We start from the raw sequence: 12394 nt of genomic DNA on the forward strand, positions 1-12394 counted from the left end.
AAAGTAATTGGTACTGTATAATTTAAAAATACTAATAGTATTGTTAGGAACGATACATGTTGTGCCAATATCTTCATTTTAATATAAGGAGATTATAATGAAAGAATTTTTGCAAAAGCATCGTAAACGCATTATTGCAGGTGCTGTTGTTCTTTGTGTTCTTGGTGGTGGTACATACTACTACATGCATAGCGAAGGTTCTAAGCAAACACAAAACTTATATACTACTGGTAAGGTAGAAAAGGGTGATGTAAAAACTAGTATTAGCGCAACTGGTACTATTAACCCTGTAAATTATGTAGACGTTTCTACGAATGTGGCTGGTAAGCTTGAAAAAGTTTTAGTAAAAGAGAATGATCAAGTTACGGCTGGTCAAGTTATCGCTTATATTGATACACGTCAATTACAAGCCTCTGCAGATGATGCACGGGCTGCATTAGCTAAGGCAGAACTTGATATGAATCGTTATAAAGCATTAGCAGACCAAAATGCTATCGCTCAACAAACCTATGATGATTCTGTAACATCTTATGAACGTGCAAAATCTACGTATGACCGCGCAGCAGCAGATTTAAGCGATGCTACAATTACAGCACCAATGTCTGGCACTGTTATAGGCACTCCATTGAAAGCTGGTCAAACTATCAGTACCGGTATTTCTACACAAATGATTATCGCTACTATCGCAGATTTAAGTAACTTAGAAATTTACTTAACAGTAGATGAAACCGATATTGGTAGTATCAAACAAGGTGCTAAAGTAGAATTTACTGTAGACTCTAAACCGGGTGAAACTTTCACAGGCTACGTATCTGAAATCGCAAAAGGTACAAAAGGTAACATGGGTGCTACAAGCAACAGTGTTGTGTACTATACTGTAAAAGTTCAAATTCCTGAAAATATTTCCAACAACTTCTTACCATCTATGACGGCTCGTGCAACCATCTTTGGTGAAGATATTAAAAACACATTGGTAGTACCGCTTACTGCTGTGCGTACAGATAAGCAAGGTGAATACGTATATGTTATTAAAGATGGTCAACCAGTACGTACAGCTGTTTCTACAGGTGTAACTGGGGATACTAACGTACAAATTTTAAAAGGTTTATCTGAAGGTGATGAAATCATCGTAAGTGGTGATGTAACAGCACCTAAGAATAATAGCCGTGGACCGTTCTAATAGTAGGTGAATATGAATCAAGCAGTAATCGATATACAAGGGATTACGAAGACCTATGTAAATGGTAAATTATCGGTGCCTGTTCTGCATGGCATCGATTTACAGGTCAACAAAGGCGAATTTGTGTCTATTATGGGTCCATCTGGTTCTGGTAAATCTACCTTTATGAACATACTTGGTTGTTTAGATAGACCAACAACAGGTTCATACCGCCTAAATGGCGATGAGGTTGCAACCTTATCCGACGATGAATTGGCCTTTGTACGAAACAAACAAATAGGCTTTGTATTCCAAAGTTTTAACTTATTAACAAAATTGACAGCTTTAGAGAATGTGGCGCTCCCTATGATTTATGCAGGGATGGATAAAAAGTCACGTAATGAACGTGCCGCTGCATTGTTATCCTCTGTTGGCCTTGGGGATCGTATGGATCACTTGCCATCTGAGTTATCTGGTGGTCAGCGTCAACGTGTAGCCATAGCTCGCGCGTTAGCGAATAATCCTGCTATCATCATGGCCGATGAACCGACAGGCAACCTTGACTCCAAGTCGACTATTGATGTTATGAATATCTTTAGAGGTCTCTATGATGAAGGGCGTACAATTATCCTCGTTACTCATGAACCTGAAATTGCAACCTATGCAAGTCGTAATGTAGTATTGCGTGATGGTTTGATTGTAGAGGATTCTCAAAATCTCAATATGACGCCTGTACAGGAGGTGCCACATGTATAAAGAGAGTTTCTTAATGGCATGGGCATCCCTCATTGCTAATAAAATGCGTTCCATTTTAACCATGTTAGGCATCATCATTGGTGTAGCTGCCGTAATTGCCTTAGTATCTATTGGTAATGGTGTAAAGCAAGATATCCAAAACTCCATCTCTAGCCTAGGTTCTAATTTATTGATGGTTATGCCTGGTGCACCGCGCACACCAGGGGTTCGACCTTCTGCAGGTTCTATGAAGTCTTTAAAGGTTTCTGATTACGAAGCGATTGCAAAACTAGATGGTGTAAAAGCTGCCAGTCCGATGACAAATGGTTCGTATGTAGTAATTTATCAAAATAAGAATTGGACCACTTCTGTATCTGGTGTTAGTTATAACTATTTAGATGTAAACAATTGGTCTATGAAATCCGGTCGCTTCTTATCTGAAAAGAATGTACAGAATCGTGAACGCGTTGCAGTCGTAGGTAAAACAGTTGTTAAGAATCTATTTGGTGATGAAGATCCAGTAGGTGCTGAAATTCGTGTCAAAAATATTCCATTCCGTATCATTGGTGTTCTTAATAGTAAGGGCAGTGGTGCTATGGGTAATGACCAAGATGATATGGTTATTATCCCGTATACTACAGCCATGGAACGGGTAGAAGGTGTTGATTATCTTCGAATGATCTACGTAGTAGGTAAGGATGAAAACGGTATCGATCGATTACAATCCGATATTGAAAACCTATTGCGCGTACGTCATGGGATCAAGGATACTAATCTAGATGATTTCAATATTCAGAACATGAACTCCATCATGGAAACTATGGAGGAAACTACAGGAACGTTAACATTATTCCTTGGCGCTGTAGCTGCTATCTCGCTCGTTGTTGGTGGTATTGGCATTATGAATATTATGCTCGTATCCGTAACTGAACGTACTCGAGAGATTGGGGTACGTAAAGCTTTAGGCGCAACTTACAGTGTTATCGTTACACAGTTCCTTATCGAAGCTGTTGTTATCAGTCTGATGGGGGGCATTATAGGGATTATACTCGGCATAGGCTCATCTAAGCTGATTGGCATGGCTTCGGGTATGAGTACGGTTATATCTGTACCAACTATTGTAATGTCTTTTGCCTTTTCTATGGCAATAGGTTTGATCTTTGGTATTTATCCAGCTCGCAAGGCGGCAAAACTTAATCCAATTGATGCATTACATTATGAATAGTCTTAAACTGTAAGTTTGTATTTTTAAGAACATACTAATAAATAGATAGAGTTATTCGCATATGGTGCGTTGCATGATACAATATGTATGATGTAACGCACCATTTTTATATGCTTGTATGTAATTTGTGCTATATACTTATGAAATTTTCATGCAAGCAATTTGTAATAAACGGGATATGTAGATTACCTAATCTACGGGTAAGTATATTGAATGGAGAAACTTATGGCTACAACATTGTTAGAATATTTCAACGAATTACGAAATCAGAATCCATTTTCTTGGGTAAAAGATTCTGAAATTACAGCAGTTGAACCAGGTCATGCGGAAATGACCTTACAAACAAATGATACAGAGTATTGTAATTTCCGAGGGGATTTACATGGTGCCGTTTGTATTGGTTTAGCAGATAGTGTAATGGGGACCGCTTGTTTCACATTGGGCAAATCTGTTAGCACTATTGATCTTAATGGTAACTATGTGAAAGCTGTTAAGGGTGGTACCGTATTGCGTGGTGTAGCTAATGTAGAGCACAGTGGTAAAACAACCATGGTTGCGACAGCACGTATCTATAATGAATTAGGTGAACTAGTTCATTTAGCACGTGGTACATTTTTTGTACTAGAAGAGAAGCCATTACCTGAATTACCATGGCGTTTTATTGAAGAAGACAACCCTGATTTGGTATAATATAGTTTAGACTTTTAAATATAGGAGGATGCTTTAATGAAAGAAGAATTACAACGGATTAAGGCTGAAGCTCTTGATGCGATTAAAGGGTTGACAGATATACAATCACTGCAAGATATACGCGTTAAATATTTAGGTAAAAAAGGTGAGGTAACGGCATTACTAAAAGGTCTTGGTAAATTATCTCCAGAAGAACGCCCGAAGGCTGGCGCCCTCGTTAATGCTGTTCGTGAAGCATTAGAAGCCGAAATTGATACGGTTAAAGTTCGTATGGAAACGGCAGAGTTAAACGCTCGTTTAGAACAAGAACGTATCGATATTACATTGCCTGGTCGTGCACAAAAAGCTGGTCATATCCATCCATTAACTAAGGTTAATGAAATGATTGAGGACTTCTTCATGAAAATGGGGTATACCGTTGAAGAGGGGCCAGAAATTGAACAGGATTACTTTAACTTCGAATGCTTAAACTTGCCTAAAGACCATCCTGCACGTGATATGCAAGATTCCTTCTATATTACAGAAAACTTCTTATTGCGTACCCATACATCTCCAGTACAAGCTCGTACAATGCAACGTCATGAACCTAACAGCCCAATCCGTATGATTGCGCCTGGTAAGGTTTATCGTTGGGACTATGATGCAACACATTCCCCAGTATTCCATCAAGTGGAAGGTCTCATCATCGATGAGCATATTACATTTGCTGATTTGAAAGGCACATTAGAGTCCTTCTTGCGTCATATGTATGGGGATGAAACAAAGGTACGTTTCCGTACAAGCTTCTTCCCATTCACAGAACCATCTGCAGAAGTAGATATTTCCTGTGTAATGTGTGGTGGTGAAGGTTGCCGTGTATGTTCTCATACAGGTTGGCTTGAAATCTTAGGATGCGGTATGGTTCATCCGGATGTATTGCGTATTAATGGGTACGATCCTGAAAAGGTTAAAGGCTTTGCCTTTGGTATGGGCGTAGAACGTATTGCTATGCTTTTATATGGCATTAATGATTTACGTCTATTCTTTGAAGATGATGTACGATTCTTGGAACAATTTTAGGAGGAACTCATGAAAGCAAGTTTACAGTGGATGAACGAATACGTGCCTGTGGATATGAATCGTCCTGCTCAAGAATTGGCCGATGAATTAACACAAGCAGGGATTCCTGTAGAAGATGTCATTGCTATGGATAATGGCATTAAGAAAATTTATACTGGTAAAATCGTAGAAATTACGAAACATCCAGATGCAGATAAATTACAAGTATGTCAAGTTGAATGCCTTACTGAAGAAGGTGAGCCTGTTACAAAACAAATCGTAACAGCAGCAACAAATGTAGCGGTAGGTCAAATCGTACCTGTAGCGTACCATAAATCTCGCTTAGCTGATGGAACAGAAATTAAAAAAGGTAAATTGCGCGGCGAAGTATCTGAAGGCATGTTCTGTTCTGTTGCAGAATTTGGTATCTCCAGCGATTTAGTATTGCCAGAAGAAGCACAAGGTATTTATATCTTTCCTGAAGGCACACCAATCGGCCTTGATGTAAAAGACGTATTGGGCTTAAATGATACAGTGTATGAATTTGAATTGACTGCAAACCGTGCAGATTGCTTCTCCATGGTTGGCTTATCCCGCGAATTCGGCATGATGACAAATCAAAAAGCTTTATTCCCTGTTATCATGGTTAACGAAAATGGTGAGTCCATTGAAGGCAAAGCATCTGTATCTATTGAAGCTGATGATCTTTGTACACGATTCATGTCTCGTATCGTTACAGATGTAAAGGTTGAGCCATCTCCATTGTGGATGCAAAATCGTTTGCGTAACAGCGGTATTCGTCCTATTAATAATGTAGTAGACGTAACAAACTATGTTATGTTAGAACTTGGTCAACCTATGCATGCCTATGACTATGACCATGTAAAAGGTCATCAACTAGTGGCAAGACGTGCTAAAAATGGTGAAGTTCTTGTTACACTTGATGGTTCTGAACGTGAATTGAATGACTCTATGCTTATTATTGCTGATGCAGAACGCCCAGTAGGTGTAGCTGGTATCATGGGTGGCTTTGATAGCGAAGTAACAAATGAAACGACTACTGTTATGCTTGAAGCTGCTGTGTTTAATGGACCATCCATTCGCCGCACTGCAAAAGCGCTTGGTATGCGTTCTGAAGCATCTGGACGTTTTGAACGTGGCGTAAACCATAAATACACTGCCTATGCTATCGACAGAGCAGCACAGTTGTTGCAACAAATTTGCCCATCCTGTAAAGTTGACGTAGGCATTATCGATCTGTACAAGAACCCTGTAGAGCAACATACAGTTACTTTCACAGCAAAACAAATCAACGATTACTTGGGTACAAACATTGAAAAAGACGAAATGGTTCGCATTTTGACTGCCCTTGAATTCGTTGTAACTGAAGACGGGGACCAATTATCTGCCCTCGTTCCAACATGGCGCGGTGACGTAACAGTAATGCCTGATATCGCTGAAGAGGTAGCTCGTATTTATAACTATGATAATATTGCTCCTACAATTCCTGTAGCCGTATTGTCCTCTGGTGGTATGACGCCTAAGAAAGCTCTTACGAAAGAGGTAACACATACGTTAGCTAAATTGGGTATGACTCAAATCATTACATTTAGCTTTATGCATAAAGATGGCCTTTCCAATATGATGCTTCCTGAAGGGGATAGCCGTTATACAGCCATTCCAATTTTGAATCCTATTTCCGAAGAATTCCCTTATATGCGTACTACATTGGTGCCAGCTGTTATCGAAGCTGCGAAACGCAATATTGCGCAACAAAATAAGGATCTTTGGTTGTTTGAAACAGCGAATGTATATGAACCAAAAGCATTGCCTTTGACAGAGGTACCTCATGAACGCCCTATGGCTTGTGGTATCTTGATGGGCAAAGCAAACCAAGCTGGCTGGAATCAAGCAGAACGCACTACAGATTTCTATGATGTAAAAGGTATCGTAGATGCGTTGTTGGCTGAACTAGGTGTTAAAGGCTATGAAATTAATCGTGGCACTGAACCTTACTTCCACCCTGGTGTAAGTGCTCAATACGTAGTTGATGGTAAAATGATTGCTCAATATGGTGAATTACATCCACAAGTGAGCAAAAACTTTGATTTACCAGGAAAAGTATACATGTTTGAAATCGATTTGGAAGCAGTATTATCCTTAACGATTCCAGCATTCCGCTATACATCTTTCAGTAAATTCCCAGGTACTAGCCGTGACCTTGCTATTGTGGCACCTGTGTCCGTATCTAGTGGTGAAATTTTATCTATCATTAAAGAGCATGGTGGCGAATATTTAGAAAGTGCATCTATCTTCGACGTTTACGAAGGTGAACATATCGAAGCTGGTTACCGCAGTCTTGCATACAACTTGCAATTCCGCTCTATGGAAGGCACGTTGAATGATGAAGATATTGATGGTAACATTCAAGCTATTATCGATGCATTAGCAGAAATTAACTGCAGATTACGTTAATCTCAAGCAGTATATTGAAAGGGTTTACCATATGGTAAACCCTTTTAGTACTATAGTTATACCTTTAGTTAGGTAGAAAGGATTATCCATGGAATTATTGGCTCCTGCCGGTACGATGGAAAACTTTATAGCCGCTTTAGAATCTGGGGCTGATGCTATTTATCTTGGTGGCAAAGGCTTTAATGCTCGTGCTCATGCAGCAAACTTTGGCATTGAAGAACTGGCTGAGGCTATTCGTTTGGCTCATATTTTGGATGTGTCCGTATATGTAACCGTAAATATCCTCATAGGTGATTCCGAATTAAAGGATCTCGAGGCGTATTTGAAGGACTTAGAGCGCATCGGTGTGGATGCTATTATCGTTCAAGATTTAGCAGTTGCTAAATTGGCACAACGAGTGGCTCCTAAACTTCACTTACATGGCAGTACGCAGATGACGGCGGCTACATTAGATGCTGTTCGTTTTTATGAAAGCCTCGGTTTTACCCGTGTTGTATTGGCTCGTGAATTGAGCCTTCCTGAAATTGAACATATTTGTAAAAACTGTACAGCTGAAATCGAAGTCTTTGTACATGGTGCCTTATGTGTGTGCTATTCTGGTCAATGCTTGATGAGTTCCTTTATCGGTGGTCGTAGTGGTAACCGTGGTGCCTGCGCACAACCTTGCCGTTTGCCTTATGAACTATTGAATTCTTCTGGTACTAGTTTGCTACCTAAACACGAAGCCTATTTATTAAGTCCAAAGGATCTTAACTATAGTGAGCATATGAATGAGCTCGTAGCTGCTGGTGTTACGTCCTTTAAGGTAGAAGGGCGTATGAAAAAGGTTTCCTATGTGCGCCAAGTCATTGGGACCTATCGTCATATTTTAGATACAGCTCATATGGATGCTGCTGATGCCGATGCATTGGCGTCTGGGTTTAATCGTGGCTTCTCTACAGATTACTTAACAGACCATGTAGGGAAATCTATGATGACTGTTGTAGCTCCAAATAATCAAGGCAAATTAATTGGTAAAGCAGAGGTCAAAAAGGGACAAGTTCATTTATTCCTAACAGAACCGATTGAAAAAGGATCACTTTTAAAGGTAATGCAAGATTCTGGTAGTATTACGTATTATCAAATCGATCAGAATTGGTCCTTAGTGGATGAAAAGCATTTTGTAGGCAAACCAGATGAAGGGTTTGCAGCGGGGCAAGTATTTTTAGCATCTACGCCAAAATCTCAAAAGCAACGAGGCTTACAAGATTTCAGTGCTAAATTAGAGGTACATGGTTATCTATCTATTAATACAGACCGAGAACAACCTTGCACAGACCTTACCTTTGTATTAAATGATGGGCGTACTGTGACAGTATCTAATGAGTTTGAACCGGTTTATGCTAATAATAAACCGACTACATTAGAGAAGGTTACAGACCAAGTAGGTAGATTAGGTAATACATTGTTTACGCTTGGCTCTATGTCTATTCCTGATGGACCTTATATGTGGCCAGCTAGTGTGTTAAATGCATTGCGCCGAGATGCTGTAGAATCACTAGAAAATTTATTGATTACAGACCATGAAACGGCTTGGGCTGAGCTGGCTATAGAACCTCAAGATATGTCATCTATGGTTGCTAAGGGTAAGGTTCAATATTCTGAGCCTATGGTGAGTGCTCGCGTTGATGAATTAGATTCTGTAAAAGCTGCTATTGAAGGGGGCGCTAAGAAGATTATCTTCGGTGGTGACCGTTTACAACGTAAGCCTTATGAACTTAGCATCTACGAGCAGGTAGCTAAGCTTTGCAAAGACCATAAAGTACTTTGTGTATTTGCTACCCCTCGGGTTGTGAAAGATGATGAAGTAAAGGCGTATATGAATACCCTCAAGGCCATAGTTGAGGCGAAACCAGATAGCATTTCTATTCACGTCCCTCAAGCGTTATTGTGGCTTCGTGACTTAGGGTATACAGGTGCTATTGAAGCCGATACAGGTCTTAATATATTTAATGGCTCTGCACTACAAGTATGGCAAGACTTTAATATGAGTAGCATAGCGCCATCCTTAGAGTTAACATTGACGCAACTAGTTAACTTACAAAAATCTACTAATTTGCCATTAGAGGTTATGGTTCATGGGTATACGGAAATGATGATTTCCGAATACTGTGCCATCGCTAGCTTTGTAGGGACTGGTAAAAAAGAAAATTGCCCTATGCCGTGTGTAAAGGAAGATTACGCATTGAAGGACCGTAAAGGGGAAGTGTTCCCATTGCGTACGGATCCGTATTGCCGTATGCACATCATGAATAGTCATGAAATGGATATGCGCGCCTATGTGCCAGAGTTACATCGAAAAGGGCTACATATTTTGCGCATTGATGGACGTCATATGGATCCAAAGAGATTACGTACTATCGTAGCAGATTATGTATCCATTCAAAATGGAACAAAAGAAGCTCCTCCTAAAAGTGTAGGCAAGGATGATACACCTATTACAAGGGGCCACTATTTTAGAGGTATTTTATAAAAGAGGTAGTACATTGTTTAACGAAGATGTATTAGACTTTCACCATATAAAAGAACAATTACAACAACATTGTAGTTCTACCATTGCTAAAGAATTAGCCATGCACATCGAACCTATGACAGATGCGAAAGCCATTCAAGAGAACCTTGATGAAACGGCAGAAGCCATGCGTTCTTTGCAAACTGAGGTAGAACAACCGTTAGGCGGTACGCGAGATATTCGTGAGTCCTGTAAGAAGAGTCGTAAAGACTTTGTTCTTACTCGTGAAGCATTGTGGGATATTTATTTAACCATTGGTGCTTATAAACGCATGATAAAGTTCTTTAGAACGAAATATATGGAATATCCATTGCTATCCTTATGGGTACAGGATATGCCAAATACAGATCGCATTGAAAATCGCTTTAAACGCGTCTTTGATGAAAAAGGGGAATTGCTTGATACAGCATCTCCTAAGTTGGCGAGCCTAAGAAATACGATTATCAAAACTCGGGAAAAGATCAAAAATGATATTCAAGCTATCTTACACGACAAGGATAATCAGAAGTATTTCCAAGAAACGATCATTACACAGCGTAACAATCGCTACGTAATCCCTGTAAAACAGGAATATCGCCAATATTTTGATGGTCTTATTCACGACCGTTCTGCAACGGGTCAAACACTCTATATTGAACCGATGCGCTTGGTGAATCTAAATAATGAATTACAAGAGGCTTTGATTGGTGAAGAGCAAGAGGTATTGCGTATTTACCGTGAATTATCAGCCCTTGTAAAACAACATAGTAATGATTTGATGGATGCTTGTGAAAAGGTATCCCATATCGAATTTGTATATGGTAAGGCGAGCCTTGCTATTTCTTATAAGGGTGTACCGGCCATCTTGAGTACTGATAGAACTGTCAATCTCATGAGAGCTCGTCATCCATTAATCCCACCGAATGTGGTAGTGCCTACCAATATTCAATTAGGTACATCGTATCGTATTTTATTGATTACTGGTTCTAATACAGGTGGTAAAACAGTATCCCTTAAAACATTAGGGTTATTGAGTTTAATGAACCAATGTGGTCTATTTATTCCTGCAGACCACGGCTCAATGTTGCCTATATTCCAAAATATCTTTGCCGATATTGGGGATGAACAAAGTATTGAGGCTAGCCTTAGTACGTTCTCTGCTCATATGACGCAAGTGATTTCCATCATTAAACATTGTGGGCCTAATGACTTGGTATTACTAGATGAGCTTGGTTCTGGTACTGATCCAGAGGAAGGTAGTGCATTAGCCGTATCGATCCTTGAATTCTTCCGTAAAAAGGGCGCTCTTATGATGGTAAGTACTCATTATAATGAGCTTAAAAATTATGCATACCATACGGAAGGTATTGAAAATGGCCATGTAGAGTTTGATGAGCGCACCTTAAAACCAACATATCGACTTCATATCGGTGTAGCAGGTAGCAGCCATGCATTGAGCATTGCGGCCCGCTTAGGTTTGCCAAAAGATATCGTAGCTCGTGCGGCAGAGTATAAATCTCAATTTGGTAACCATGAAATGGAAGAGGTTCTTTCGGATTTGAATGAACAACTTCGTAAAGCGTCTGAACGTGAAAGAGCCTTAAAAAAAGAGCTGGACGAAACACGTCGCATGCGTGGCCAGTTAGAGAAGGAAAAGAAACAGTTTAACGAAAAGCGTAAACAAATCTTAGCCAAAGCACAAGCTGATGCAGAATCTATGAAACGTAGCTTACGCGTCGAAGGGGAAGCAATTATCAAGCAATTGAAATCGCAATTCTCTGAAATAAATAAGGATAAGCGTCAATCTGCTATTAATGCTGCACGTAAGGGTATCTCTAATGTACATATACCAGAATCTCCAGTAGATGATGATCGTAAATCTTTGACTGCAGATGCTATTAAGGTAGGCCAAGCAGTATATGTTACGTCCTTACGTTCCTTAGGTACTGTATTATCTATCAATGGCAATCGTGTGAATGTAGATATTAATGGACTAACAGCTACTGTAAAGGTTAGCGAATTACAATCTACTACACGTGAAGAAGGAAATAAGCTTGAACGGGAACAAAAAGCAGCTATGCCTAAGACTAGAAAGCGTATGGGTGGCTCTGCCGTACAACGCCAAAAAGAGGTTCGTACTGAAATCAATATTCTTGGACAAACGGTAGATGAAGCGACAGGTTCTGTTGGTAGATTTATTGACCAAGCTTTACTTGGTGGTGTTAATCAAGTGCGCATTATTCACGGTAAGGGGACTGGCGCATTACGAGAAGGTGTACATCAATATTTGCGTACCTTACCGCATGTAGCTCATTTTGAAACGGCAGGCTATGATGAAGGTGGTGCAGGAGCTACTAATGTAGTTCTGAAATAAAGCTACTCAATAGTGATATAGTTATAGATAATACAGTAAATTATTATCGTCTATCAAATTGATTATGGGGTATAGCTATATACATATATAGAAATAAAAAAGGTAGTAAGTTCTTGGGTTATAGGACAAAACGTGTTGGTACTTTAATCCCAATCATTGAAAGATAAT

8 protein-coding genes are annotated in these 12394 nt (G+C 39.7%); all 8 read left to right on the forward strand.

Annotated features, from left to right (window positions below; all coding sequences use genetic code 11):
* Positions 1-97: 97 nt before the first annotated feature.
* Positions 98-1180 (forward strand): efflux RND transporter periplasmic adaptor subunit, encoded by a 1083-nt coding sequence (locus tag QZ334_RS04265; RefSeq protein ID WP_295232232.1) that lies wholly within the window; start codon positions 98-100, stop codon positions 1178-1180.
* A 12-nt stretch (positions 1181-1192) separates the two neighbouring features.
* Positions 1193-1915 carry an ABC transporter ATP-binding protein gene (locus QZ334_RS04270; RefSeq protein ID WP_005386312.1) on the forward strand — a complete coding sequence of 241 codons (723 nt, stop codon included), beginning with the start codon at positions 1193-1195 and terminating at the stop codon, positions 1913-1915.
* The gene (locus QZ334_RS04275) at positions 1908-3119 is read left to right on the forward strand and encodes an ABC transporter permease (RefSeq protein WP_105093874.1); all 1212 of its coding nucleotides are present in this window, start codon (positions 1908-1910) and stop codon (positions 3117-3119) included. Before QZ334_RS04270 ends, QZ334_RS04275 begins: the two co-directional genes overlap by 8 nt.
* A 225-nt stretch (positions 3120-3344) precedes the next feature.
* Positions 3345-3809, forward strand: a complete 465-nt coding sequence (locus tag QZ334_RS04280; protein WP_295232235.1) for a PaaI family thioesterase — start codon at positions 3345-3347, stop codon at positions 3807-3809.
* Positions 3810-3845: 36 nt separating this feature from the next.
* Entirely contained in the window at positions 3846-4868 is a 1023-nt protein-coding gene (gene pheS, locus QZ334_RS04285; RefSeq protein WP_005386321.1) for a phenylalanine--tRNA ligase subunit alpha, read from the forward strand.
* 9 nt (positions 4869-4877) lie between these two features.
* Complete coding sequence (gene pheT, locus QZ334_RS04290) at positions 4878-7322, forward strand: phenylalanine--tRNA ligase subunit beta (RefSeq protein ID WP_295232238.1); 2445 nt, start codon at positions 4878-4880, stop codon at positions 7320-7322.
* An 88-nt stretch (positions 7323-7410) separates the two neighbouring features.
* The gene (locus QZ334_RS04295) at positions 7411-9834 is read left to right on the forward strand and encodes a DUF3656 domain-containing U32 family peptidase (RefSeq protein ID WP_295232240.1); all 2424 of its coding nucleotides are present in this window, start codon (positions 7411-7413) and stop codon (positions 9832-9834) included.
* 13 nt (positions 9835-9847) lie between these two features.
* Complete coding sequence (locus QZ334_RS04300) at positions 9848-12226, forward strand: endonuclease MutS2 (protein ID WP_295232243.1); 2379 nt, start codon at positions 9848-9850, stop codon at positions 12224-12226.
* Positions 12227-12394 lie beyond the last annotated feature (168 nt).

Source organism: Veillonella sp. (genome assembly GCF_019414865.1).
Classification (GTDB): domain Bacteria; phylum Bacillota; class Negativicutes; order Veillonellales; family Veillonellaceae; genus Veillonella.